This window comes from Pollutimonas rozaliensis (assembly GCF_048751585.1).
Classification (GTDB): domain Bacteria; phylum Pseudomonadota; class Gammaproteobacteria; order Burkholderiales; family Burkholderiaceae_B.
The window spans coordinates 404,703-430,901 of record NZ_JAZHOB010000002.1 but is presented as its reverse complement, the minus strand read 5'-3'; the positions used below and the strand labels follow the sequence as shown (position 1 = coordinate 430,901).

The following is a 26,199-nucleotide window of genomic DNA, read 5'->3' as shown; positions in this document are numbered from 1 at the left end:
GCCTTAGGCTTGCGGCGCCGGAAACACCGGCTCGCCCAAGTTCTGCATAAGGCGGTTGGCCCACGCAAAGATCGAACCCGCATGCAGCAGATCCAGTATCTCAGCCTGTGTCAATCCCACATCCTTAAGCGCCTGGATATCGTCCGGCCCTATGTTTTCCGGCTCTTCGGTCAGGCGTATGGAAAAGTGCGCGATGGCCTTTTCACGTTCGTTGACGCCGGCGCTGCGCGGATCGTCGAAGACCTGTGCGACAGTGTCGTTGCGTTTGGCCAGTTGTTCGAAACGCTGGGCATGTACAGACGCGCAATACACGCAACCGTTTATTCGCGATACCACCAGAGAGCTTAGCTCGCGGTCGGCCCGCGCAAGTCCGCCCGGCGCGTACATGATGGCGTTGAACGCCTCGGACCGCTGTTTCAGGATGGCTGGCTGATGCACCAGAAAAAGATAGTAGTCGGATACCTTGGCCTTGGGATGGCTCATTTCCAGCACCTCGGTCTGCAAAGGCGTGCAGTTGTCCGGGTCGACCACGTCCAGCCAGGCTTTCCACTCCAGCGTTTCGTTGGTGTAGCCATTGTTTTCGATAACGGCGCTCATAGCGACTCCAATGCCTTCATGGCGGAAAGGCCGGCGACCAGCCGAATCTGATACGACAGGAACGCCACCAATTGCGCCAGAGTCACGATATCGGGGGTGGCCATGCCGGCATCGCGCAGTTGCTCGAGCGCCGCCTTGTCGCCGTCGACTGGCTTGAGAATCAGTTTCCCGGTGAATATCAGCATGGCCCGCAAGCGCGACGGCGGCAAGTCGTCGACCCGCCCGCCCTCGATGGCGGCTATTGCCGAAGCGTCCACGACATGATCGGCAAGCGCATCCCGATAGTGCTGCGTCAATGCGACGGAGCGGGACAGGATACTTGCGTGCCAAGCCACCAACAGGCGCTCTTGTATCGGCAGCCCCTGGCTGGAGGGATCGAAGAAAAGCTCGTAGCTGCCCTGTGTGGCATGCACGACCTTGTGCCGGGCGTGGCGAACGCCATACAACGGATCGGCCGGTGTCAGGCCCACGATTGCATCCACGGCATCGCCGGGGCCCGTCTGGGCCCCGGCCGCTGGAGAGGTGATGTCATTCATAAACTTCCTTTTCTGGAACCGGCTTATGCCGGCGTCCATTCGTCGCCGAATATCTCAGGCTCGTTATAAGCCTGCAACTGGACAAAATGCGTATCGATGTTTTCAACGTACAACAGGCTGGCGATCCCTTTGGACAAGCGCTCGGCGCCGTCGCTGATGGCTGGGATATCGCCCGATACCGTTCCATGCGTCAGGGTGGAAGGGTAGCAAAAACAATGGATGCGGGACAAGCCAGGCATGGAACCGGCTCGTTTTTCCTGGAACTCGAAGGCGGGCCCCAAATCGGGCGAATCCTGCAATTCCTTATCATCGCCGCCCTCTTGTGGAGAATAGCGATCCGACCAGACCCGCAGATGCCGGGCGATCCTCGCGTATTCCGGGCGGCTTTGCCAATCGATGCCGAATCCTGTGGACAGAATCAGGAAATCCAGCGCAAATTCCTTTTTGGGCGTAATCACCCGCAGTTCGCCGCCCTGCTCGCTCACCTCCAGCACCGGCGCGCCCAGATTGAAGCGCGCATTAGCATGCCGCGACACACGCAAGACGCTGGCGCGCGGAGGCGGCACCTGCTGCACATTGATGTAATGCCGTATCCGCCACTTCCACTCGTCGGGCAGATCCACGAACCCGTGTGTGTAGCCGGGGTTGCCCGCACCCTTGCTTTTATTGATGCGCGGCAGTTCAGCGCGGCGTATAAGCAGATCGACGCTGGCCGCCCCATTTTCCAGCGCCGTGCCCGCGCTGTCCATGGCCGAGGCGCCCGCCCCCACCACACCGACCCGCATTCCGCGCAAGGTCGAATAGTCCATATCGTCGGAGGAATGGGCCCAAAGCCGGCGCGGCAACCGCGCAACAAAATCCGGAACGGATGCGCCGCCCAGGCCGTCGCGGCCGGTGGCCAATACTGCGCGGCGCGCGTATATCGTGGACAGGCCCGCCGGCGATGAAACGCTCAATTCCACATGATCGCGATAGGGCACGATGTCCCGCACATGGTGCTCGTTGCGCACGTCCAGACTCAGCACGCGCCGGTACCAGCGCAGGTAATCCATCCATTGCAGGCGCGGAATCTTGTCCAGGCGATTCCATTCCTCCACACCGAACTGCGCTTCGAACCAGGCCCGGAACGTCAGCGCGGGAAAGCCCAGCGCCGGACCGGTAAGCTGCTTGGGCGAGCGCAGCGTTTCCATGCGCGCCGTGGTCGCCCATGGACCTTCGAACCCCGGCGCCGCGCTATCGAAAATCCGGGCCCGCATACCCTTGAATCCCAGCGAGGCCGCCGCGGCCAACCCTGCCATGCCGCCACCGATAATGGCGACATCCAGCAGCTCCTGTCCGTTTATCGATGCCGACGGCACCCACTGCCTGGCAGGAAGGTCGAGCCAGGCGATGTCCTGCGCAAGGCGCTGTTCAAGCGCGTCCAGCCCCTGAACGGGGGAGAAAAAACGAGTATGAGTCATTATGCGGGAGGAAAAACGTAGAGAAAATTCAAAAAACGAGGCGGCAAGGTTGCGGCTCAGGCGGCATCTTTGTCGGGCGCGGGCTGAAAGGGATCGGCGTCCTTGGGCAGCCCGCTTGGATCGCCCGCCACGAAGCGGGGTACATTGGCGCTGGCGTAGTCCCACATTGCCTGGACCAGCCGGGAACCTTCGTCGGGCAAGGTCCGGTCGCGATGCTTGATCACACCCATAAGATAGGGAACATGCCGGTCGATGCCGCGAAACACCACACCTTCGGGCGACATGGTTGTCGCGGTGAGCGGATCGACCAGCGCCACGCCAACGCCGGCACGCACCATCATCAATGCGCTCAGCGACGAGGTCGTCTCGATTTGGCGCCTGGGCCTGGCGGTGGGATTGTTATGCAAAAGCGCCGTCGAAAGGCGATGCCGCAAGCCCGTGCGATTGGACATTGTAATAACGGTGTTGTCGCCCAGCTCGCTCAAGCGGACGACGGTGCTGGCCGCCAGGGGATGGTTGGCGGGCAACGCCAACACGCAAGGAGCCTGCCCGGACCACAACAGTTCGCAGCGCCCCAGATCTATGGGCAGGCTGATCACGCCGATGTCCGCCTGCCCGTCGGCCACGGCCTGAACAACGTCGTGGGGCTGAAAGGTGTCGATATACAGCTTGTATTCGAATACGGGCTGGCTGCGCTCCAGCAGCCCTATCGTGGTGGGCAGCAAGCTGGAGCCCAGGGAATAGGTCGCCGCAACCCGAAGCGGGCGACTCTGGCCGCCTGCGATCTCGCGGGAACGGCTATCCAGTTGCTGCAGGCCAGCCAGGACATTGCGCACTTCTTCGTAGTACTCGCGCCCTTGTTCGGTCAGGGTTACCTGGGGGCGGGTGCGGGTGAACAGCATGAAACCGAGTTCCTGCTCCAGATCCTGGATTTGCCGGCTGACCATGGGCTGTGACCGATCCAGCAAGCGTCCGGCCGCCGTGACGCTTCCTGCGGAATACACGGCGGCAAAGGCTTCGAGTTGACGGATTTCCATTATTGGACGCCTGAAGAAACAAGGACGGTCCGACTCACCGGACAATATGCAAATTATACATTTACCAAAAGTAACCATTCAATAATTGAATGGCAATATCTGCACACGGTTTTATGGCACAAGCGGTTGGGGAAATATATCCCATATTGACCATGGGGATTATCGTTTTACGCCGAAGCAATGCTCCAACCCCGGGAAATCGCCCCCTTTGACATCGGCGGCATAGCGCTCGGCCGCCGAGCGCACCATGGCGCCAACGTCGGCAAACTGCTTGGCGAACTTGGGAATCCGGTCTCCGCTAAGGCCCAGGATGTCCTCGGTCACAAGGATTTGCCCGTCGCACGCAGGGGAGGCGCCAATACCTATGGTGGGCACCGCCAACGTCTCGGTAATGCGCCGTCCCAGGCTCTCGGCAACCCCTTCCAGCACGACGGCGAAAGCGCCCGCTTGCTCGTGGGCCACGGCATCGCGCAGGATGCGCTCGGCGGATTCATCCGTCATGCCTTGCGCCTTGAAGCCGCCCATCGTATTGACATACTGCGGCATCAAGCCCACATGGGCCAGCACGGGAACGCCTCGCTCGACCAGGAAACGGGTGGTTTCCGCCATCGCCATGCCGCCCTCCATCTTGATGCCGTCGGCGCCGCTGGCCGCCAGCATGCGGGCGGCATTGGCGAAGGCCTGTTGCGGTGACTCCTGATAGCTGCCAAAAGGCATGTCGACGATAATGCAGGCATGGCTGGTCGAACGCACAACGGCGGCCGCATGCGAGGCCAACTGATCTACGGTAATCGACAAGGTATTGGGCAAGCCGTAGCCCACCATGGCCGTCGAATCCCCGATCAGGATCATATCCAGCGCGTCGTCCAGCAGGCGGGCGAACGGGGCCGTATACGCCGTCAGGGCGGCTATCTTCTGCTGGCCCTTATACGCCACCAACTGGGGTACGCTGACTCGCTTGACCTGATTGTGAACACTCATATCTTTCTCCTGACTCTTCCTGAATAACGCTTGTGCGTGAAACCAAATGAAGCCTTACCGCACTGCAACAACCGTATAATCGGGTAGATTACCCGAAAGAACAAGTCAACAAATGCGATGTCTTACGGAGGGCACCCGATGTCTACAAATCAAAACACCGTTACCTTTCACGATGGCCGCGAGGCGCCGCAATTGGGCCTGGGCGTATGGCAGGTTGAAAACGATGTTGCCGCAGCCGTCGTGCAAACGGCGATAGACGTCGGCTACCGGTCCATCGACACGGCAGCCATCTACGGAAACGAAGAGGGCGTGGGCCGGGGCATAGCCCAGTCTAACGTCAAGCGCGCAGACCTGTTCATCGCCACCAAGCTCTGGAACGACCGCCACGGCCACGATACATCCAAAGCGGCTTTCGAAGAAAGCCTGGAAAAGCTCGGTCTGGACTACGTGGATCTGTACCTGATCCACTGGCCCGTCCCCAAGAACGGGCTTTACGTCGACGCGTGGGAAACCATGATCCAGCTTCGGGACGAAGGCAGGGCAAAGTCCATAGGCGTATGCAATTTCAATATCAACCACCTGCAAAAGCTGCTGGATAAGACCGGCGTGCTGCCTGTGGTGAATCAAATCGAACTGCACCCGAATTTCCAGCAGGCCGATCTGCGCGAATTCCACGCCGAACACGAAATCATCACCGAAGCCTGGAGCCCCCTTGGGCGCGGCAAACTATGGGAAGACCCCACCCTGGTCGGCATTGCGCACAAGCACAGCCGGTCCGTCGCGCAGGTCATGATTCGCTGGCATACGCAACTGGGCAATATGGTCATCCCGAAATCCATCACACCCAGCCGCATCCAGGAAAACTTCCATGTGTTCGACTTCACGCTCGACGCCGAAGACATGGCCGCCATTGCCGCACTGGATCGGCCCGATGGCCGCGACGGCCCCGACCCCGAACTTTTCCGGCTGCCTAAATAGCAGGACAGCCCCAACCAGGCTACACGGCGTCGCGCGCCCCACGGGTCATAAACGCAGCCAGCCCCGGCGCGCAAGCAAACACCGCAAACAAGGCAAGGGCCGCTTGCTGCGCGCCCTGCATGCCCCCGGGATCGGTGAATCCAGCCGCATTCGTGACCATGCCGGCCAGCGAGGCGCCCATGGCCATGGCATAAAGCTGCAAGGTGGTGATGGCTGCCGACGCGATGTTTTCCTGCCCCTTGGGCGCCGACTTGAATACACGGGTCAACATATTGGGCCAGCATAGACCCACGCCTACCCCCACGCCCAGCAATGGAGCCATCAGCCAGTTGGCGCCGCCCTGCGACGACAAGTCGGCCATGGGCAGCATCCAGGCCAGCATCGCCAGCGATGCGGCCGATGCCAAAGGGCCGGCCACCATGAGGCGATTGGCCGTGGCCGTGGAACGGCTGGAGCTGACGAATGAGCCCAAGGTCCAGCCCGCCGACATCAGCGCCGTCCAATAGCCGGCCACCAATGGGCTTTTCCCGTGTATCGATTGCAGGAAATAAGGGATATAGATTTCCGTCGTCACGCCTATGCTGAGCAGGCAAATGCAGGCATACAGGCTGCCAAGCGCCGTTTGCGCCGAATACGAGCCCGTCGGGAACAAACGCACGCGGGCGCGGCCGTCGATCTTCGCGATCAGGACCGCAATCGACAAGCCCGCTGCAATACCCGCCGCGTTCCATGCCCAGCTATGAACAAGGCTGGCGACCGATACGACAAGCACCGACAGGGCCAGCAACGATATGCTGCCCAGCGGCGCCTGGGTCCGTTTGCCTGCGGCCCGTCCATTCTGCACCAACTGCGTATGCACCAGCAGGGCAAGAATCGCCGCGATCGGCACCACCGCCCAGAACGCCAGCCGCCAGTGGCCCGTCTGGGCGAAGATGCCGCCTATCGCCGGCCCGGCAAGCGTGGCCACGCCCCACATGCTGGACACCAGAACCATGGCCCTGGACCAAAGACGTTCATCGAAAACCAGCCGGACCGCGGAATAGCTGAGTCCCAGCAGCAAGCCGCCGCCCAGCCCCTGCACCGTGCGCGCCGCCAGCAGCCAGAGCATTGCAGGCGCCATCGCGCAGGCTATTGTGCCGCCCACGAATACGGCAATCGCCAGCAGGAAGGCGCGCCGCAGTCCGAACTGCTCCATAGATTTGGGCGAAAGCGCGGAGCCCAGGATGGAGGCAACGACAAAAAGCGTCGTGTTCCAGGCGTAATATTGCAGGCCTCCGATGTCATCGACGATGGAGGGCAGGATGGTGGTGACGATGTACACATTGACGGCATGCACCGCTACGCCGCCCGCCAAGGCCAGGGACCGCAAGCCGTTGCGGCCCCATAAAAGCTCGGACCATGACCCTGTATGTTTTGTATGCATAGTTGATGCCGCTTTGAAATACCGGTTCAGCAAGCCGCATGCTGGTCATCCCGGCATCTTCCTGAGCCCCACCGCAAAGCGGTTCCATCCGTTGATGGCCACGATCAGAAGGGTCAGATCCGCCAGTTCCTGATCGCTGAAATGCGGCCGCACGATATTCCAGACCTCGTCCGGAACATGCGTTTCGGCCACTAGTGTAAGCGACTCCGTCCATGCCAATGCAGCCCGCTCGCGATCGGTGAAGAAAGGCGTTTCACGCCATGCGACCAGCGTATCAAGCCGGCGGTCGGTTTCGCCGCCCTTGCGCGCATCCGTGGCGTGCATGTCGGCGCAGTATGCGCAGCCATTGATCTGCGAAGCACGCAGGCGCACCAATTCCGCCAATGGTTTTTCAATACCCGATTTGTCTATTTGTTTTTCCAGGCCCAGCATCGCCTGAAGCGCTCCAGGGCTGGCCTTGTAAAAATCCATACGGGGTTCCATATTCTGCTCCTATGCGAAAGTTGGTTGAAGCCGCCGGCCGATGCGGGCGACAGAGCAGAGTCTAGGCTTTAAACTGGACCTGAAAAATAGCCATTTTTTATTATTTTCAGGTTACCAGTTTGGACATCCACATAACGCTGCATGCCAACAGCGATCTTGTCGGCCAGATCTACCGCCAGATACGAGCGGGAATACTGGACGGCCGCCTGCAATCGGGCGAACGCCTGCCTTCGTCGCGCTATCTGGCCGTACAGCTTGGAGTTTCCCGCAAGACCACACTGGAGGCTTTCGAACGGCTGGCGTCGGAGGGCTTTCTTTTCGCACGGCCCGGATCCGGCACCTATGTTGCGGATGCCATGACACGGCTGCCTACAATCGCGGCGCGCCCCTCCGGCGCAAAGGCCAGGGCCGGGTCCCTCTGGGACACCTTGCCCACGCCAATCTCCATGCCGCGCCCCACTGCCGCTCTGCCAATGAATTTCGCGGGTGGCGTGACCGACAAGACGGTGTTTCCCGTCAGTGCCTGGAGGCGCTGCGTAAACCATGCCTTGCGCGATCAGCTGCGCGATGCGGGCGGCTACCGCGAGCCCGCCGGCGAGCCTCAATTGCGGCTGGCGGTCTCGCGCTACCTGGGCTTTAACCGAGCGCTCCACTGCACTTGGCAAGATGTCATCGTGACGCAAGGCGCCCAGCAAGCGCTCGACCTTATTGCGCGTGTCATGATCCGTCCCGGCGACACGGTCGCCATCGAAGATCCCTGCTATCCGCCCGCCCGAGCCAGCTTCACGGCCCTGGGCGCCAAAATAGCCCCCACTCCCGTGGAGACGACCAAGGGCTGATCGTCAGCGCGCTGCCAGACAGCGCGCGGCTGGTCTATGTAACGCAATCGCATCAGTTTCCGCTGGGCATGCCCATGAGCGTGGAGAGGAGGCTGGAATTGCTGGAATGGGCCAAACAGCGCGATGCCGTGATCATTGAAGACGACTACGACGGCGAATTCCGTTTCGAGGGCCGTCCCCTGGAACCGCTTAAAAGCCTGGATAAGGCAGGCTTGGTGGCTTACGTAGGCACATTCTCGAAGACGATCTTTCCCGAACTGCGCATCGGCTACATGGTTCCTCCCGCCAGCTTGGCCTCGCCCCTGCACAAGGCAAAGCAAATCGTGGACTGGCACGGCAGCACGCTAATGCAGACCTCGCTTGCGCGTTTCATGCAGAATGGAGATTTCGCCAAGCACCTGCGCCGCGTGCATAAGCTTTATTCGGCCAGGCGCGAGATGCTGCTTTCGCATTTGCGCGGCGAGCTTGCACCCTGGTTCCATCCGCCGCTCCAGGCAGCGGGCATTCATCTGGCGGCTCGATTCAGCCAACCAATGCCAGAGTCCGCGGTTATCGAGCTGGCGGGCAAAGAGTTCGTAGGCCTATACGGAATATCCCAGTTGTATATCAAAGCGCCCGCCCAGCCAGGCCTGCTTTTCGGCTACGGCGACATCGGCAAGGAAGACATTGATGCGGGACTGAAAAAACTGGCCCGCGTCCTAACCACCATGCAGGCCTGTAGCGGCAACTAATAATGCGGCGGCTTTTCGACTGCGTACGGATCGGCGCCGCCTTCGCTGGCGGCCTCGCCCAGCCGTTTTACCAATGCGGTGCATAGCGCGCGCAATTCATCAATCTGCTTTTGCTGCTCGTACACCTGCCGGTTCAGTTCCAGCACCAGATCTTCCTGCGCGGTCAGTTTCAGCTCGATATCGATTAAACGCTCTTCCATACCCACGGCCATGCTCTCAGCTGAAAACCGCCATTTTAATCCGCCCGCCGTACAAGACGGGAATCAACGGTTCTCAATCGACGGACAATCGCTTACGATCATCCCTGCGCAGTTATGCATCGATCCCGCAGGACAAGCCATATGAATAAAGATTCGGCACTCGTTTCACAACTCAAGACACTGGCTGCATACCATGGCTGGGCCAACGCTTTGCTTCTGCGTCAATTGGAGGCCGTCGCGGACGAGCATTATTTTGCGCCGGCGGGGTTGTTTTTCGGTTCCATACACGGCACCCTCAATCATCTTCTGCTGGGCGACAGGTCGTGGTACGGCCGCTTCGCGGGCGCGCCCGAAATATTTTCCAGCCTTGCTCAGGAAGTGGAAGCCAGGCGCCCCGAGCTTGCCCAGCAATTATGCGTGCGCAGCGGGCTCTGGTTGTCCCTGATAGAGAACACACCGGCCCGGGTCATGGCCGGTACGCTGCATTACACCACGACGGCCGGGCAGCCGGCGGCAACGCCATGGATAGGCACGCTTACCCATGTCTTCAACCATGCCACACATCATCGAGGCCAGATCAGCGCGGCGCTGACCCGCTACGGCTATGAGTGTCCGGAGCTTGACCTGATTTATTTCCTGCGCCAAGCATAGCGTCAAGCTGGTCGCCTATTCCTGAACGCCCTGGACGACGGCCCATGGCGTCGGAAAAGCATACGCCTGGGCCAAGTACTCGACCATAGCCCGCACTATTGCCGGCGGTTGACGTTCCGGGGGATACACCGCATATATGCCTCCTGTGGCCGCAACGGGTTCATCCAGCTGCAGAACCTGCAGCTTTCCCGCACCCAAGGCATCGGCAACGATAAAGTCAGGCTGGTAGATGATGCCTTGTCCGCCGACTGCGGCGGCCGTCAAGGCCTCTACATTGTTGGCGCAAAGGTTGCCGCTGATCCTTATGCGGGTCCCGCCGTCCTGGCCGAATGCCCACTCCTGGCTGCTCAACAAGGCCAATGAATAGGCCAGGCAATTATGGCGCGACAGTTCGGCGACCGTCGACGGTCTGCCATACCGTGCCAGATACAAGGGCGACGCGCAAACGACCATCGAGCTATCAGCCAGTTTCCTGATGTCCGAATGCGCACCCATGATGGCGCCGGCGCGTATGCTCAGATCGCATTCCTTCCGCATCGGGTCAGTTTCGCGATCGCTGAATCCCAGCTCAACAGCCGTCGAATGATAGCGGCGGCTGAAGGCGGGCATCAGCGGTGCAATATAGCGGACGCCGAAGTACAGGGGCACGCTCATGCGCAGTCGCCCGCTTACCTCTACCTTTTGCGACATGGCGGCCGCTTCGGCCTCGTCGATATCGAACAATATGCGCTGGCACGCTTTAAGGTGGTCTCTGCCTTTGTCGGTCAGACTCAGGTGCCGCGTCGTGCGATGAAACAACCGGACGCCCAGGCGAGCCTCAAGTGTGTTGATATGCTTGGTCGCCATTGCGGCGGACATCCCCAGGCTGCGCCCTGCCGCCGAAAGGCTGCCTTCGGAAGCGGCGCGTACAAGGACTCGCATACTCATCACCCGGTCAAGCATTGTTTTCAATCCGATCCAGATCAAACGCTAGAATATTTCAGGCTGTTACGCCTCTGCAAGCAGGCGAACGCCGCGTTGCCAGGCATAGGACTCCGAGGACGCATAGCTTTGATGAATTGCCCCGATATAAACATTCAACTTCCCCCATTCAAATGATAGTGATTATCATTTAATCGAATCATAATCATTTGGAGAAGGTCATGTTGCTGCTCGCCCGAAAAACCAGTCAGATGGCATTGCACATGTCGGTTGCGTTCGCCGTCACTTATATCTGCACGGGCTCGCTTGCCACGGGTGGACTGGCCGCCATACTCGAGCCGGTCTGCAATGTAGTGCTGCTGCCGTTGCACGACAAGCTTTGGAGCAAGGCGCAAGCACGGCGCCGGACAGAGAACCATCCCACCCTGGCCCGACAGGCCATCTGAATCACCTGTACTTGTCATAGACCCCAGACACTAGCGTACGTTCAGCCGGGCCATCAAAAACTCAAGAAATACGCGGGTCTTGGCCGGCATCAGGCGCGATGGAAACAGCGCCATCAGCGGGATGGGGTCGAATTCCCAATCAGGCAATACTCGCTGTAGCGCTTCCTCTTCCGTGTTCCATGTCAGGTTGTGGGCAGTCAAGGGTACGATGCCCATGCCCAACCCCGCCATGCGCATCAACATGGCGACATTATTCATGGCCATACGCCCTTTAACCGTAATTTTTTCCACCCTGGTCTGTGAACGAAGCTCCCAGACTGACTCCGCCCTGCCGGCGGATGTCCGCAGGCATTCATGCCTTGCGAGATCCAAAGGCACGATGGGCGTCCCTTTGCGGGCCAGGTATCCCGGCGCCGCATAAAGCCCCAGGGTCACATATCCCAAGCGACGCGAAACCACGCCGGAGTCGGGTTGATGCCCGATACGTATAACGATATCGAAAGGTTCCGCCAAAAGATCGATGTGCTTGATTCCCAAGTCGTATTCGCATTCGATTTCGGGATACTCCTGCGCAAAATCCCGCATGATCAGTGGCATGGAAAGCAGCGCAAAGCTGACAGGCATGGATATTCGCAACCGGCCTTTGGGCCGTTGCGCCATCTCGTCCAGCTCTTCGTGGGCGATGCGCGCCTCTGCGATGACGTGCTGGCAACGCTCGAAATAAACGGCCCCCGCTTCGGTCAGTTCCACCTTGCGGGTACTGCGATTCAGTAAACGCACTCCTATGTAGCGCTCCAGCGCGCTGATCCGGCGCGAAAGCGTCGAGGCGGGCATGTCCAGAGACTCGGCCGCGCGGGTGAAGCTCCTGCTTTTGGCCACTTCAACGAAAAGTGCAATGTCATCCAAGGATGGACTCATAGATTATTCCAAAAATACGGATAGATATCTTCTATTTTCCTAGGGAACGATACCTATTATTAACGTTTTTGGAAATATGTTTACAAGAAATACGGGTTTATCCCAATACATAATCGGCACATACTTCATCCATCGAAACAAACCTTGCATCGCAAGGAAACGCCAAATCCGGCGCAATTCGGTTCCCTTAATTTAATTGGATGGAGTTCTAACCATGAAGACCCTTGCAACCACACTGATGATTTCCCTTTCCGTTTTGGCCGGCGCAGCCCAAGCCGCCGACGAATCCACAAAGACCCGCGCCCAAGTCGTGGCGGAACTGCAGCAAGCACAATCGCAGGGCCTGATCAGCTACGGCGAGCAGGCCTACCCTGTGGAAGTCGGCACCGCCAACAGCAACAGCCGCGCCGACGTGCTGGCTGAATTGGCCGCTGCCCAGAAGGCGGATGCCATCAGCAACGGCGAACTGGACTACCCGCCTGTCGCCGGGATCGACAGCAATAAAACTCGCGCAGAGGTGCAGGCGGAATTGTTCAACTACGTATCGTCGGGCCATGCGCATCAAGTCGAAGCCTGATTACCTTGAGCAGAAAGCAAAATGGCCGCAACTTGCGGCCATTTTGCTTTTGTCCCGCGATGCCGGGCCAGTGTCGGCCTACGCCTTCATTGCCGAATCGCACCAGTACCCGCTGATTAACTGATCGGGTCGGGCCTGCGCAACCACCCTGGCCGCATCGGCCCAGGCATCCAGCCGCACGCGCAGACCCGCATATACGCCATGGCCCAGGCCTGCCGCAATGCGTCCGGCAGCAGCCAGCCCTTCGCCTGCCTTGATCGACCCGTCCGCAACAATATCGCAGCCGGACAGCATGCCCCAGCCCGTTTCGATATGATTGCCGGCTACGATCGATTCTCCCGCCTGTATTCCCCTGGCCACAATAATATCGTGCTCGGCCTGCACCTTCCCGCCGGCCTTGATGCCTTGGTCGCACTTGATCGACCCGCCCGCCACCAGGCATTGACCCACCCGTATATCGCCCGCAACCGATATGCCTTGGCCCGCGGCAACGTCCCACTTCGCGCGCACATTGCCGCCGCATTCGAAGCGGGACTGCGCTTCTATCCCCCAGCCCGCGGATACATCGCCCTCGGCGCGTATGTGCCCGCCGCTGACGATTCCGCCTTGCGCCTCGATGCCTTCGCCCGCCACGATATCGGTACCCGCCTTGATCCCGCCCTCGGTGCGTATCCATCGGCCCGCACGCGCCACCGTATCCACATTGATTCCCTGCCGCAGCACCAAGGTGCCGGCAAATACGATTGCATTGGCGTCCACGAAATCCAGGGTCAGGACCGCATCGGTCGGGCCGAACTGATCCAGCAGCCAGCAGGCATCGTCGATCCGGTCATGGGCCACCAGGGCATCCAGGATTTCCTGATAATCGCCCTGGCCATTCTGGTCGCGAAGAAACCATCGATATCCCGACGCGCAGGGGTTCTTGGCTTTGACGAAATTTTTAGTAAGTTGCATGACGATTCAATTTGCGAGTTTGCGCCCGCCTGATAGAGGCGGGTCTCATCGATTGCGAAAACAGGGATGCGGCGGTAAGCCGGATAGGAGCCCACGCGGGGCCCGTCGCCCTTAGCCGGGCTTGGACCGCGCATAGGCCGACCGCACGGCCGCTTCCTGAGAACCCAGGAAAAGCGCGCGGGACGGCCAGGGACGGATCGGCTGGACAACAGAGTGTCCGGACAGTCGCCCGTGTTTTGACATGAAGGTCAGCATGGCACGATTGTAGTCGAATCGGCGTAGCCGGATATTCGCCAGGAGCGGGCCCGCCGCTGAATGCCTATGGCGTAAATCCGGCTACGCCGGGGCCGCATCAGACGGATTCGCGCCCGGCCTCGACCCCAGCGCCGCGCCGCAACGCAAGCCAGTATCCCACCGCCACCACGAACAAGGCGCCCGCTGCCTCGATAGCGATCCTGGCCGGCCCCTCCACTTGGCCGAACCGATTGACGATCGCCACGTCGGTAACCAGCATGCCCGCGGCGATCCAGCCCAGCAGGCCCGCCCCCACAGTGACGATTATGGGAAAGCGGTCAAGCAACTTCAGCAGCAGGGTACTGCCCCAGATGATGATGGGGACGCTAACCAGCAGGCCAAAGATAATAAGCAGCACCTGGTGATCGGCATGCGCGCCTTGCGCCGCGCCGGCGATTGCCACGACGTTATCCAGGCTCATGACAAAGTCGGCAAGGATTATGGTCTTGATGGCCGACATCAAGGAACTGCCGCCCTGGATATCTCCGGTTTCGTCCTCGCCCACCATAAGCTTTACGCCTATCCATAGCAGCAGCGCCCCGCCGACCAGCTTGACAAAAGGGAGTGCCAGCAGGGTCAACGCGAAGATGATCAACACCACCCGGAGCCCTATCGCCCCGCCCGTGCCCCACAGAATCCCTTGCATGCGTCGCTCCGGCGGTAAATTGCGACAGGCCAGCGCAATCACCACGGCATTGTCGCCGCCCAGCAAAACATCTACCATGATGATCTGAAATACGGTTATCCAGCTTAGGTTTTCCAGAAACTCCATCACCCCGGCTCCATGAAAAGGATTTGCGGACATGTCGGAGCGCCCGCAGACTTAATCGCATTACGATATATTTACATCCTACATCCAGGCCTGCGGCAAAGTCGAAAATAACCCTTATGCCGCCCTGGGCATTTTTTTGGAGCCGCGACAAGTGAATTCGCTACTGCAAGGGTTGTCCGCTTTTCCGATCACGCCGGCCGACAAGCATGGCATCGTGGATACCGAGACATTGGGCATGCTTGTGGCCCGCCTTCGCGACGCCGAGGTCGATTCCATCTGCGTGCTGGGCAGCACAGGCACGTACGCCTATTTAAGCCGGCGGGAAAGGCGACGCGGCATTCAGGCCGCGCTATCCCATGCCGGCCGAACTCCCGTCATGGCGGGCATAGGGGCCTTGCGCAGCGACGAAGTCCTGGCCTTGGGCAAGGACGCCCAGGAAGCCGGCGCCGCCGCGGTATTGCTGGCGCCCGTTTCGTACACGCCTCTGTCTGACGACGAAGTTTTCGGATTGTTCGAAACCGTTGCCGCGCAGATCGACATCCCCATTTGCATCTACAACAATCCCGGCACGACCCACTTTGCTTTCAGCCCGGAACTTATCGGCCGGCTTAGCGCCTTGCCGGGTGTGATCGGCGCCAAGAACCCGGTACCCGACCCCGAGAACATCGCACAGCAGCATGCGGCCCTGAAAGCCTTGGTGCCGACCGATTTTTCCTTGGGCTATAGCGGCGACTGGAATGCCGCCGAAGCCCTGCTTGCGGGCGGAGAAGCCTGGTACAGCGTAGCCGCTGGCCTCTTCCCCGAACCGTGCCTGGCCATCGTGCGCGCCGCGCAAGCGGGCCAAGCCGATCGGGCGCGATCACTGAACGCGGCCATGGAACCTCTGTGGAGCCTCTTTCGCCGGTTCACCAGCCTTCGCGTGATGTATGCCGCCGCCAATAGCCTGGGCGTGACTCAGGCCGAACCGCCGCTGCCCATTCGGCCGCTGTCCGGGCCGGACCATGTCCTGGTGCAAGCCGTCGTGGAAGAGCTTGCGAACATCAACGCCGGCTCGACCAAGGCATAGTCCGCCGACTTACAGAACAAATATCATGCTGCCCACCCTTATCGAATTACAAGAATCGCTGGTTCGCGGCGAAACATCGTCGCTAAGCTTGACCCAGGCTGCCTTGACGCGCATCGACGATGCGGCGGGCGAAGGCGCCCGGGCTTTCACCAAGGTCTACCACGACCGTGCGCTCGCCGCCGCCCAGGCCTCCGACATCCTGCGGGCGGCCGGACTGACTCGCTCGCCCATAGAAGGCCTGCCCATTTCCATCAAGGATTTGTTCGACATCGAAGGCGAGGCCACGCTCGCCGGTTCCACTGTGTTGAAAGGTGAGGAACCCGCCGCTCGCAATGCGACGGCGATCCAACGCTTGATCAATGCCGGCGCCATTGTCGTAGGCAAAACCAATATGACCGAGTTCGCCTTTTCGGGACTGGGGCTGAACCCCCACTACGGCACGCCAAGCAGCCCCTGGGATCGTGCCACCGGGCGGATTCCCGGCGGCTCTTCCTCGGGCGCGGGTGTTTCGGTGGCCGACCGCATGTCTGTTGCGGCAATCGGAACCGACACAGGCGGTTCCGTTCGCATACCGTCCGCATTCTGCGGACTCGCCGGATTCAAACCCACCGCCCGCCGTGTTCCAACGCAGGGCGCGCTGCCCTTGGCCTTCAGCCTGGACTCCATCGGCCCGCTGGCCGCATCCGTGGCTTGCTGCGCAACGCTCGATGCCATCCTTTCAGGCCAGGCCCGCGAAACCGGCGAAGCGCCTCGGCCAGCCCGATTGCGTTTCGCGGTTCCGGCCTCCGTCGTACTGGATGGAGCCGACGACCACGTGCTTGCCGCCTTTCAGCACACTCTGCAAGAAATCCGCCGCGTCGGCGCGCAGGTCGATATCGTCGACTTTCCCGAATTCCAGCAATTGGCCCACATCAATCGCCTGGGCGGCTTCGTATGCGCCGAAGCCTGGGCATGGCACAAGGACCTGCTGCGGGATCGCGCGGCGCACTACGACCCGCGTGTCGCCTCACGCATAGCGCGCGGAAAGGATATGTCGGCTGCCGACTATATCGACCTGGTGCAGGCGCGGCCCGAATGGATCGCTTCCGTCGAGGCGCGCTTGCGCCACTACGACGCCTTGCTGATGCCCACCGTTCCCATCATTGCGCCGTCCATCCAAGAATTGCTGGAATCCGACGAGGCCTACTTCAAGGCCAATGCGCTTATCCTGCGCAATCCGACCCTGATCAACTTCCTGGATGGTTGCGCGCTCTCCATCCCCTGCCACCGAGACGGCGCCGCGCCCGTCGGCCTGATGATCGCCGGGCCGGCCATGCGCGATGACCACATACTGCGGGTGGGCATGGCGCTGGAATCCGCCCTCCGGCCAATGCCGGCCTAAGCGCGTTTACAAATGGCCAGGGCGCCATGGCCATATCATGCGCCTCCCACCGTATAAAATACGGCGGTTACTGGAACATCTCGCTTGAAAGGAAAAACGTGAGAAAAGTTGTACGCGGCAAATTACACGGCATACGGGTCACCGGGGCCGACCTGGACTATCACGGCTCCATTACCCTGGATCCCGATCACTGCGAAGCCGCCGGCATACTCCCCATGGAGTTCGTGGATATCTGGAACAAGAACTCCGGTGCGCGCATCAGCACCTATGTCATCTATGGCGAACGCGGCTCGCGCTGCTGCATCCTGAACGGCGCCGCGGCCCGCACCTGCCAGCGCGGAGACGAAGTCATCATATGCAATTCGGTATACGTGACCGAGCGGGAAATCGAAGGCATCAAGCCGGCCATCCTTACCTTCAACCCCGACAATTCCATCAATGAACGTCTGGGCTACAGCGTGGCGCGCGACGAGCAGGATCGCCTGACATTCGAAATCATCAAGTTCGACTGACATCCCCCGCGGACTTGCCGCCGGAAGCGGCGGCTTTTTATATCGTGGGGCGGCAGGCGATAAAAAACGCCTTGCCGGGCTATCGATGTTCACGAAGTCCGGCAAGGCGTCCGCCTCTATGCGATGGCATCAATCCAATGAGATTTTCGCCTTGGCGGCCACACCTTTCCACTTGGTGATTTCGTCCTGAACGAAGGTGCGCAACTCTTCAGGGGTGGAACCAATGGTGTCCGCGCCAAGGTCGGCGAGGCGCTGCTGCACCTTGGGATCTTTCAGCACTTTGGCGAATGCGGCGGACAACTGGTCCAGAATGTCCTGAGGCGTTCCAGCCGGCGCGAAAATGGCATTCCATTCATATGAAGCATAGCCAGGCAAGCCCGACTCGGCAATGGTAGGCACCCCTGGCAGCAACTTGCTGTGCTCAGCGCCGCCCAGGGCGATCGCACGCAGCTTGCCGCTCTTGATGTGCGTCCACGACGAACCCAGGCTGGCGAACATCATGGGAACCTGGTTGCCCATCACGTCGATCATGGCCGGACCGCCGCCTTTGTAAGGCACATGGATAAGCTTTGTGCCTCCCAGCACGTTGAATAGCTCACCCGCCAGATGCTGGGCCGAACCGGGGCCGGACGACGCATAGTAAAGGGTATGTTCGCTGGCCTTGTCCTCGGCCTTGACATCGTCCACCGTTTTGATCGACGAGGAAGGATTGACGACAAGAACGTTAGGCACCTTGATCAGCAAAGAGATCGGCGAAAAATCCTTCAAGGTATCGAAGGTCATTTTTTCGCGCAATGCCGGGTTCTGCGCATGGTTGGAGGCGTCCATCAGAATCGTATAGCCATCAGGCTTCGCGCGGGATACATAAGCGCCGCCCAGCATGCCGCCCGCTCCGCCCTTGTTGTCGACGATGACGGTCTGGCCCAATTCCTTTTCCAGCTCGGGCGCCATCAGGCGCGCCACCAGGTCGACGGTGCCGCCGGGAGGGTAGCTGACCACCATGGTAATGGGCCGTTCGGGATAAGCGGCGCTTGCGGCCGCCGCGCTACCCAGGGCCAGTGCGCCCAGGGCGAACTTGGCCTTCAGGGCAGCTTTCTTGAATGCGTGCGTGGTATTGGACATAGTTATCTTCAGAATCTAAAAAGCGATTTAGGGGTATGCGACAAAATTTCAGCCAAATCTTCCTGGCATGCCACGGCATGGGTCAACCAATGCAGCGACTTGCGCATCGAACATAAGGACTCGTGTTCCGTATGGGGCCAATCGCTGCCCCACATCAAGCGCCGAGCCCCGAAACAATCGATCAGATGCTGCACGATGGCCGTGCATCCCTCGATCGAGCCTTCCGGCCAAATCCGGTATACCGCCGACAATTTGACCCATACGCGTCCAGAGCCGGCCAGACTGCATAGATATTCAAGCTGGCCAGGCTGGACGCCGTGCTTGAAATCCGGGCGGCCAAGATGATCGACAACTATCTTGTCCGCCCTTTGCAACAGGGCCGGCATAATGGCCGGCAATTGCTGATAGGGGCAATGAACCTCCACATGCCAGCCCATCGAGTTCAGTCTCTCAAAAAATCTCTGCCAGGATGCTTGAGTGAAATCGGGCAGAGGGCGGCCGAACAGGTTCAGCCTGGCCCCAACGACTCCATGGTCATTCAGCGCATCGAGCGCTTTGAGATCGATGTCTGGGTCCACCACGGCAACGCCGCGGCAGCGGCCTGCGGCCTGCTGCAACGCCCCAACCAGGTAGGCGTTGTCGGTGCCCAGGAAGCTGGGTTGAACCAGCACCCCGTATGCCAGTCCCTGCTCATCGAGCTGCTTCAGGTATTCATCCAGCGGCGCGGCGTAATCGGGGGTATAACGCCGCTGGGCCGCCACAGGCAGGCCCGGCACAAAAACATGGGCATGGCTGTCGACGCTGGCGGGCGGCGGGAAGCCGGAAATCCGGCCGGCCATCGATTTGTCTTCTGTAAACATTTAAAACATTCTAGCGAGGCTACGCATATTCATCTATTATGGAAATAATATTTATGCATATCACTTAAGTATGGAAATAAGTCAGCTGAAGAATTTCCTGGCGGTGTTGGAACACGGTGCCATAAGCCAGGCGGCCCATCAGTTGGGTATGGCCCAGCCGGCCCTCAGCCAGTCCATCGCCCGCATGGAAAAGAGCTTGGGCGTCAAGCTGTTTGAGCGCTCCCGCAATGGCGCCCTGCCCACGGCGGCGGCGCTGGCCATCGCGGATGACGTCAAGAGCAGCCTGTTCCGCCTGGATGAAGCGGCGCGAAAGGCCCGGGCCACTCGCAAAGGCCTGGCGGGTTCGCTGGTCATCGGCCTGGTATCGTCCGCCCTGTTCGACGTACTGCCCAAGGCTCTGCGCAACGTGCGCAGCCATGCCCCCGACCTGGAAATCACCCTGAAGGAAATGGGCAACGACGAATTGGCATCCGCCCTTGAACTGGGTATGGTGGATATCGGCCTGATGCACGCGCCGGTAAAAATAGCCGGCCATATGTATGAAAAAACCTTGCGTCAGGACCGCCTGATTGCCGCGGTGCCCACGACCCTGGCCCGCTATATGCCGTCGGAAGTCACCCTTGCGCGGATCGCCGAAGTGGGCCTGGTCATGTATCCGCAAGATCAACTACCCGTTTTCTATGCCGGCATTACCGATGGCATACGCAAGGCCGGCTGCAAGGTCAAGATCAACATGCATGCCAACCGGACCTTGACGGTCATGGCCTGCGTGGCCGGCGGCATGGGCATCGGCCTGCTGCCCAGTTGGATACGCACCCTTGATTTTCCCGGCGTCACATTCCTGGAAATTTCGGATTCCCACCACCTGCCCGACTTCGATCTGGTCGCCATATGCTCGGCCAAGTCGGCTGCCGCCATGGACCTGCTTTTCGCGGATGTATAGCGGGTTTCGGCCGCCTCCAGTCCCTGGCCAAGCGAAGTCCACCCACCATACAAACTCCAATTGACGCGGCAAGCCCTGCGGGTTAAACCCTGAGGAAGCCCCACTCCAGCTTGCATCGGATTGCTCGTATAACTCGTATAAGAATTGTTGCGCGCAACAGCGCAACATCAACAGCAGCGTTCTAGGAGACACTATGAAGACTTCAATAAAGCAGTTTGCCTTTATGTTGTGCTTTTCGCTGGCGGCCATACAACCGTCCATGGCAGAGAACATCTCCATCGCGACCGGCGGCACCGGTGGCGTCTACTACCCCATCGGCGGCGGCATCGCCTCGGTATTGTCCAAGAAGGTGCCCGGCATGGAAGCAACCGCCGAAGTCACCGGCGGTTCGGTCGACAACCTGAAGCTCATAGACGGCGATGCGTCCTACATCGGGCTGTCCATGGCCGACGCCGGCCAGGATGCCTATAAGGGCGAAAACAAATTCAAAGGCCATAAGGTGCCGTTGCGCACCCTGATGATCCTGTATCCGAACCGCATGCATGTGGTCACGGTGGAAGGGCGCGGCATCAAGACCATGGCCGACCTGAAGGGCAAGCACATCTCCACGGGCTCGCCGGGCAGCGCCACGGAAGTCATGGCCTTCCGCATGCTGGAAGCCGCCGGCCTGGACAAAGACAAGGACGTTCAACGCGAACGCCTTAGCGTGGCCGAGTCGGTCAATGGCGTAAAAGACAACAAGATCGATGCCTTCTTCTGGGTGGGCGGATTGCCCACTGCGGCCGTCACCGACCTTGCCAATACACCGGGCACGAAAATCAAGATGATAGACAATGCCGATCTGGTTCCGGCCATGAATAAAAAGTACGGCAATCTTTATGTCCAGGACACCATACCAAAATCCACCTATCGCGGCATGGATGCCGACAACAAGCAGGCAACGGTCATGAACATCCTGGTTGCCAACGAAAAAATGAGCGACCAAACCGCCTACAACATCGTCAAGACCATTTTTGAAAGCCGCGACGACCTGATTGCGGTACACAAGGACACGGCCGAATTCAAGCTTGAAAACCAGAAGGCGGCGGCTTCGCCCATACCCTTCCACCCAGGCGCCATCAAGTATTTCACAGAGCGCGGCGCCAAACTCAATTAAGCCCCCAACCCACTACCCCAACCCGCGCGCGGTTGGGGTTTTTCTTTTGGCTCGCCTCCGTGGCACAGCAAGGCACATAGATGCCGGACACATTTAACGAGACCCCAAGCATGAGCGAACCCATTGAATCGGATCCGAACAACGCGGTCAGCGAAGAGGCCTTGCACAAGGCGGAACAATACATAGAAGAGGAAGAGGGCGCGGCCAACCGCATGGGCGGATGGTTGGGGATATTCCTCTCGGCCGCCGCCATCATCATGTCGCTGTTCCATATGTACGCGGCCTATGCCATCGTGCCCACGCAGACCTTGCGGCCCGTGCATGTCGGCTTCGTCCTATTCCTGTCCTTCCTGATATTTCCCGTCAGCAAGCGCTTCCGCCACCGCATCATGTGGTGGGATTGGCTGGTCTCCCTGCTGGCCATCGCCATCGTCGTTTACCTGATCATGGGCGGCGACGACTTCACCGACCGCAATACCATGCCCAATGCGTGGGATATATTTTTCGGCGTGGCGCTTATCCTGCTGGTGCTTGAAGCCATGCGCCGCACGATAGGCTGGATACTGCCCGTCATATCGATCTGCTTCCTCTTGTATGCATTCCTGGGGGCTTACCTGCCGCATCCCTGGACCCATAAGGGCTATGACATCGGCCGCGTCGTCGGCTTCATGTACATGACGCTAGAGGGCATCTACGGCGTGGCCGTCGACGTATCCTCCTCGCTGATCATCCTGTTCACGATTTTCGGCGCCTTCCTGCAATTCTCCGGCGCGGGCAAGTTCTACATCGACTTTTCTTTTTCGGCCATGGGCGGCAAGCCCGCGGGCGCCGGCCGCACTGTCGTCTTGGCCTCCTTCCTATTGGGCGGCCCATCCGGGTCGGGCGTTGCCACCACGGTTACGCTGGGCACCGTAGCCTGGCCCATGCTGGCCAAGGTGGGCTATGAGCGCAATGCGGCTGGCGGGCTACTGGCGGCGGGAGGACTGGGCGCCATCATCTCCCCCCCCGTCATGGGCGCGGCCGCCTTCATCATCGCCGAGTTCCTGAAGATATCGTATCTGGACGTGTTGTTGATGGCAGTCATACCGACCCTGCTGTTCTATCTTGCCCTGTTCCTGATGGTGCAGATCGATGTGCGCAAGTACGGCATGGGCAACATCATCTTCAAGAAAGTCGACACAGTCTGGAATTTGACAAGGCACTACTGGTTCCATTTCCTTTCGCTGATCTCTATCGTTGCCTTCATGATGTGGGGGTTCTCGCCGGTCATGTCGGTGTTCTGGGCCACCATCGTCTCCTGCCTGACCAGCTTCCTGCGGCCAGATACCGCCATGATTTCCTACGACTTCTTCCGGGGTAAGGGAAACCTGTCTGAAACCTTCTTTCAGTCTCCGCTGATTCAGGCATTGCGGGCCGGCTCGGTCGGCATGCTTAGCGTGGGCGCCACTTGCGCGGGCGCGGGCATCATCGTCGGCGTGGTGACGCTGACCGGCCTGGGCCTGAAATTCAGCGGCATCGTCATCGACTACGCCGGCGGATCGCTGCTGCTCACGGCCGTCTACACCGCCCTGGTGGTCTGGATCATCGGCCTGGCCGTACCCGTAACCGCCTCGTACATCATTTGCGCGGTCATCACCGCACCGGCCCTGATCAAGCTTGGCGTGCCGGATTTCGCGGCCCACATGTTCATTTTTTATTACGCCGTGCTGTCCGAGGTTTCGCCCCCGACAGCCTTGTCGCCGTTCGCCGCCTCGGCCATCACCGGCGGCGACCCCTACAAGACCACCATGCAATGCTGGAAGTACACCATACCCGCCTTTCTGGTGCCCTTCATTTTCGTGCTGGACCCCAGCGGGCAAAGCTTGCTTCTGATGGGATCGACCAAGGCGCTGGCGGCGGCAAACTGGCTGGAAATCCTACAGGTCACGGTGACGGCGGCGGCGGGGATCTTTGCACTGGCGGTCGGGTTCCAGGGCTGGCTGCGCCGGCGCGCCACTACCCCGGAGCGCGCGCTGTTGATCATCGCCGGCTTCGCCCTGGTCTATCCGGGCCCCATAGCCAATACGATAGGTTTCGTCCTGATTCTGATCGCGTTGGGACTGCATTGGCGCAAGGGAACGCTTGCGGCGCCTTGATAGGTATAACATCGGCTGTAGGCGGCATGCGAACGACCATATCGGAGCATGCCGTGCTACCAATTGGCTTGGAACCCTATGTATACAGCGCGAGTCTGTCCGGGATAAAAAACCGCCCTGTCGCGCGAACCAGCGTTCACGACATAATCCGTTGTGGCCACGTAATATTTGTTTGTCAGGTTGCGCGCATCGATAAATATCCGATAGCGCTCCCCGGGATCTTTGTAACCCAGGGTGAAATTGACCAGGCCATAACCCGGCGCCTTCAACGTATTGGCCTGGTCCACGTCCGAGGAAGAAGCCAGCTCGATGCTGGGCCCCCCGTAGAAGCCTTGGGGATGACGATACACCAAACCAAAACGGGCGACATGCTGTGGAATGCCGGGCAATGCATTGTTGCCGTAAGTCGCATCGCCGTCGAAGCGGAAATGGTTCCACGTATATGCAATATCCCATTCCAGGCCGCCAGGCACACGGGCCAGCGGCAGCGTTCCATGCAGCCCAAGTTCCAGCCCCATATGCCGAGTGCGGTCAGCGTTGCGCGCCAGGACGGCTCCCGGATAAGCTGCCAAGGGAAACTCCACCAACTCATTCCTGATCCAGGCATGATAAACGGCCGCATCCCATCCAAAATCCTTCCCCCCGCCCCGGGTACCCAATTCCAGCGTCGTTGCCCGCTGCGCCTCCAGATTGCCTTCCTGTGTGTAAAACGCCAAGCTGTTGGGCGGCTCGAAGCTTCGGCTGATATTGGCGAAGACCTGTGCCTGCGGCCGGACATCCCATAGCAGGCCCAGCTTGGGACTAAAGCCGAAGTAGCGGTCGGAACCGCTTCCGTCCGCAAAAAACGACGCCGCGACAGGCGATACTTTATTCGCCGTGCGGCGCTCCGCCCATGCCGCTTGAGCGCCCACAATCAACGCAACATCGGAGCTGATGCCAAGGCTGTTTTCCGCAAACAGCTCGAATGAACTTCGCCTGGCGCCGATCGATACCACTTCAGAGCCTGGAGCGGGCAAGTAAGGCGATCTGGGCCAATCGTCGGGTAAAAAAACCTGGTTCTCGCTGGAGCCCCGTCCATAATTGGCGCCCCATACAAAACGATGCTTGCGGCCGTCACGTTCACGATTGATTTCGTGGCGCAAGGAAGCTCCATAATCCCTGGCGTCGTAATGGGTAACTCTGCTCGCCGCCGGAGAAACAAACTTCGTACCGGTATGGAACACACCCATCGATAGCTTGTCCGCATCGCCCACACGCCAATCATGCTGATATGCCACATGCCAACGGGGCGCTGTCCTGATATGGGAATCGGACCGCAAATTGTCGGGGTTTGCCGCGGACGGATCTTCCAGCAACTGGCCTAGAGTCAAAGGCCCGGGCATCTGGACCCGATAATGCTCGCTAGTCACATGCAAACGGCCTTGAGATCGCGCATCAAACCGATACCCCAGGTTTCCATAGAATCGCGTTACGGTGTGCCCCGAATTTTCACGGTAACCGTTGGTTCGCGCACTGCTGATGGAAGCATAGGCGTCCAGTCCATTGCCGAATGATTGTCCGGCTCGAACCTGCCCCTTCAAATAACCATCCGGTCCACCTTCCATACGCCATTCCGCACCTGGATGCGTGTAGCCGGTGGGCGAGACCAGATTGATGGCTCCGCCCAGTGTGGCCGCGCCATATTGAAGCGAATTGGCGCCGCGATACAGTTCGATATAGTTGGCGCCGGCCGGATCGGCATAAATGGTATCTCCGAGGTCATCGGTGCGGCCCAGCGGAAGACCGTCGCGCAACAAACGGATTCCACGCAAGCCGCTGGGCGCCGAAATCCCCGATCCACGTATCGACAGCCGTGCGCTTACCTGACCCGATGGATTCCGGACATAGACGCCGGGGACACCTGCAAAGGCTTCTTGCAAACCCAGCACCACGCCTTCTTGATATTTATCGGCGGGAATGACGGAAACATTACCCGCAATGCCTCCAAGCTCGGCTCTGGCCGTATCAATATCCCGTTCCAAGCCTGACACATTGCCTTTTATACGGATGGCTTCCAGACTATGGGCATCGTCAGCGCCCGAATGCGCTATGCCGGGCAAAAGAGAAAAACAAGCAAGGACTGCCGTAGAGAATAAATCGATACGTCGTTTATGCATAGTGAAAGAAATTCAGCGGCTGGCGAAAAAAGGACGCCGCCAACGGCGGCGCCCAACTAAAGCTCATCTC

At 59.8% G+C, this 26,199-nt stretch carries 23 protein-coding genes and 2 pseudogenes; 11 read left to right on the top strand and 14 right to left on the bottom strand.

The genetic code is table 11. From position 1 onward, the window contains the following. Positions 1–3: 3 nt before the first annotated feature. From V0R37_RS23385 to panB, 4 genes and pseudogenes are all read right to left on the bottom strand, one after another. Positions 4–1,133 (bottom strand): annotated as a pseudogene (locus V0R37_RS23385) (CMD domain-containing protein). A gap of 23 nt (positions 1,134–1,156) precedes the next feature. Beyond that, on the bottom strand, positions 1,157–2,593 hold the full coding sequence (locus tag V0R37_RS05270) for an NAD(P)-binding domain-containing protein (protein WP_420373495.1): 1,437 nt from the start codon (positions 2,591–2,593) through the stop codon (positions 1,157–1,159). Between the two features lie 56 nt (positions 2,594–2,649). Beyond that, on the bottom strand, positions 2,650–3,630 hold the full coding sequence (locus tag V0R37_RS05265) for a LysR family transcriptional regulator (protein ID WP_420373494.1): 981 nt from the start codon (positions 3,628–3,630) through the stop codon (positions 2,650–2,652). Between the two features lie 159 nt (positions 3,631–3,789). Further along, positions 3,790–4,611, bottom strand: coding sequence for a 3-methyl-2-oxobutanoate hydroxymethyltransferase (panB, locus tag V0R37_RS05260; protein ID WP_420373493.1), 822 nt, complete (start codon positions 4,609–4,611; stop codon positions 3,790–3,792). Positions 4,612–4,749: 138 nt separating this feature from the next. Here panB and V0R37_RS05255 point away from each other — a divergent pair, with 138 nt between their 5' ends. Further along, positions 4,750–5,589: an aldo/keto reductase gene (locus V0R37_RS05255; protein WP_420373492.1), complete on the top strand. Its 840-nt coding sequence runs from the start codon at positions 4,750–4,752 to the stop codon at positions 5,587–5,589. Between the two features lie 19 nt (positions 5,590–5,608). Here the strand turns inward: V0R37_RS05255 and V0R37_RS05250 are convergent, their stop codons facing one another. Beyond that, positions 5,609–7,012, bottom strand: coding sequence for an MFS transporter (locus V0R37_RS05250; protein WP_420373491.1), 1,404 nt, complete (start codon positions 7,010–7,012; stop codon positions 5,609–5,611). A 45-nt stretch (positions 7,013–7,057) separates the two neighbouring features. Beyond that, positions 7,058–7,495 (bottom strand): carboxymuconolactone decarboxylase family protein, encoded by a 438-nt coding sequence (locus V0R37_RS05245; RefSeq protein WP_420373490.1) that lies wholly within the window; start codon positions 7,493–7,495, stop codon positions 7,058–7,060. A gap of 119 nt (positions 7,496–7,614) precedes the next feature. On the opposite strand from V0R37_RS05245, the pseudogene pdxR reads away from it, so the two are divergent. Beyond that, positions 7,615–9,065 (top strand): annotated as a pseudogene (pdxR, locus tag V0R37_RS05240) (MocR-like pyridoxine biosynthesis transcription factor PdxR). Here the strand turns inward: pdxR and V0R37_RS05235 are convergent. After that, a complete protein-coding gene (locus V0R37_RS05235; RefSeq protein ID WP_420373489.1) occupies positions 9,062–9,265 on the bottom strand; it encodes a SlyX family protein in 204 nt (67 codons plus the stop codon). The pseudogene pdxR and the gene V0R37_RS05235 sit on opposite strands and share 4 nt — an antisense overlap. Positions 9,266–9,406: 141 nt before the next feature. Here V0R37_RS05235 and V0R37_RS05230 point away from each other — a divergent pair, with 141 nt between their 5' ends. After that, the gene (locus V0R37_RS05230) at positions 9,407–9,916 is read left to right on the top strand and encodes a DinB family protein (RefSeq protein WP_420373488.1); all 510 of its coding nucleotides are present in this window, start codon (positions 9,407–9,409) and stop codon (positions 9,914–9,916) included. A 15-nt stretch (positions 9,917–9,931) separates the two neighbouring features. Here V0R37_RS05230 and V0R37_RS05225 read toward each other — a convergent pair whose 3' ends face one another. Beyond that, positions 9,932–10,837 carry a LysR family transcriptional regulator gene (locus V0R37_RS05225; protein WP_420373487.1) on the bottom strand — a complete coding sequence of 302 codons (906 nt, stop codon included), beginning with the start codon at positions 10,835–10,837 and terminating at the stop codon, positions 9,932–9,934. 221 nt (positions 10,838–11,058) lie between these two features. On the opposite strand from V0R37_RS05225, the gene V0R37_RS05220 reads away from it, so the two are divergent. Continuing rightward, a complete protein-coding gene (locus V0R37_RS05220; protein WP_420373486.1) occupies positions 11,059–11,283 on the top strand; it encodes a DUF2061 domain-containing protein in 225 nt (74 codons plus the stop codon). 30 nt (positions 11,284–11,313) lie between these two features. Here V0R37_RS05220 and V0R37_RS05215 read toward each other — a convergent pair whose 3' ends face one another. Then, the gene (locus V0R37_RS05215) at positions 11,314–12,201 is read right to left on the bottom strand and encodes a LysR family transcriptional regulator (RefSeq protein WP_420373485.1); all 888 of its coding nucleotides are present in this window, start codon (positions 12,199–12,201) and stop codon (positions 11,314–11,316) included. A 214-nt stretch (positions 12,202–12,415) separates the two neighbouring features. On the opposite strand from V0R37_RS05215, the gene V0R37_RS05210 reads away from it, so the two are divergent. After that, positions 12,416–12,778, top strand: a complete 363-nt coding sequence (locus V0R37_RS05210; RefSeq protein ID WP_420373484.1) for a DUF4148 domain-containing protein — start codon at positions 12,416–12,418, stop codon at positions 12,776–12,778. Positions 12,779–12,856: 78 nt separating this feature from the next. Here V0R37_RS05210 and V0R37_RS05205 read toward each other — a convergent pair whose 3' ends face one another. Both V0R37_RS05205 and V0R37_RS05200 read right to left on the bottom strand, forming a co-directional pair. Further along, complete coding sequence (locus V0R37_RS05205) at positions 12,857–13,732, bottom strand: hypothetical protein (RefSeq protein WP_420373483.1); 876 nt, start codon at positions 13,730–13,732, stop codon at positions 12,857–12,859. 352 nt (positions 13,733–14,084) lie between these two features. Continuing rightward, positions 14,085–14,801 carry a TerC family protein gene (locus tag V0R37_RS05200; protein ID WP_420373642.1) on the bottom strand — a complete coding sequence of 239 codons (717 nt, stop codon included), beginning with the start codon at positions 14,799–14,801 and terminating at the stop codon, positions 14,085–14,087. Positions 14,802–14,949: 148 nt separating this feature from the next. Here V0R37_RS05200 and V0R37_RS05195 point away from each other — a divergent pair, with 148 nt between their 5' ends. From V0R37_RS05195 to panD, 3 genes are all read left to right on the top strand, one after another. Next, entirely contained in the window at positions 14,950–15,864 is a 915-nt protein-coding gene (locus V0R37_RS05195) for a dihydrodipicolinate synthase family protein (RefSeq protein WP_420373482.1), read from the top strand. 25 nt (positions 15,865–15,889) lie between these two features. Next, positions 15,890–17,245 (top strand): amidase, encoded by a 1,356-nt coding sequence (locus V0R37_RS05190; RefSeq protein WP_420373481.1) that lies wholly within the window; start codon positions 15,890–15,892, stop codon positions 17,243–17,245. A 98-nt stretch (positions 17,246–17,343) separates the two neighbouring features. Continuing rightward, the gene (gene panD / locus V0R37_RS05185; RefSeq protein ID WP_420373480.1) at positions 17,344–17,757 is read left to right on the top strand and encodes an aspartate 1-decarboxylase; all 414 of its coding nucleotides are present in this window, start codon (positions 17,344–17,346) and stop codon (positions 17,755–17,757) included. A gap of 129 nt (positions 17,758–17,886) precedes the next feature. On the opposite strand, the gene V0R37_RS05180 is transcribed toward panD, so the two are convergent. Continuing rightward, on the bottom strand, positions 17,887–18,879 hold the full coding sequence (locus V0R37_RS05180) for a tripartite tricarboxylate transporter substrate binding protein (protein ID WP_420373479.1): 993 nt from the start codon (positions 18,877–18,879) through the stop codon (positions 17,887–17,889). Between the two features lie 8 nt (positions 18,880–18,887). Then, positions 18,888–19,739, bottom strand: coding sequence for an amidohydrolase family protein (locus V0R37_RS05175; RefSeq protein ID WP_420373478.1), 852 nt, complete (start codon positions 19,737–19,739; stop codon positions 18,888–18,890). A 70-nt stretch (positions 19,740–19,809) separates the two neighbouring features. Here V0R37_RS05175 and V0R37_RS05170 point away from each other — a divergent pair, with 70 nt between their 5' ends. From V0R37_RS05170 to V0R37_RS05160, 3 genes are all read left to right on the top strand, one after another. Then, a complete protein-coding gene (locus tag V0R37_RS05170; protein ID WP_420373477.1) occupies positions 19,810–20,682 on the top strand; it encodes a LysR family transcriptional regulator in 873 nt (290 codons plus the stop codon). Positions 20,683–20,875: 193 nt separating this feature from the next. Continuing rightward, entirely contained in the window at positions 20,876–21,838 is a 963-nt protein-coding gene (locus V0R37_RS05165) for a TAXI family TRAP transporter solute-binding subunit (RefSeq protein ID WP_420373476.1), read from the top strand. Between the two features lie 110 nt (positions 21,839–21,948). After that, positions 21,949–23,973 (top strand): TRAP transporter permease, encoded by a 2,025-nt coding sequence (locus V0R37_RS05160; RefSeq protein WP_420373475.1) that lies wholly within the window; start codon positions 21,949–21,951, stop codon positions 23,971–23,973. Between the two features lie 56 nt (positions 23,974–24,029). Here V0R37_RS05160 and V0R37_RS05155 read toward each other — a convergent pair whose 3' ends face one another. Continuing rightward, positions 24,030–25,994 carry a TonB-dependent receptor family protein gene (locus V0R37_RS05155; protein WP_420373474.1) on the bottom strand — a complete coding sequence of 655 codons (1,965 nt, stop codon included), beginning with the start codon at positions 25,992–25,994 and terminating at the stop codon, positions 24,030–24,032. Between the last annotated feature and the right edge of the window lie 205 nt (positions 25,995–26,199).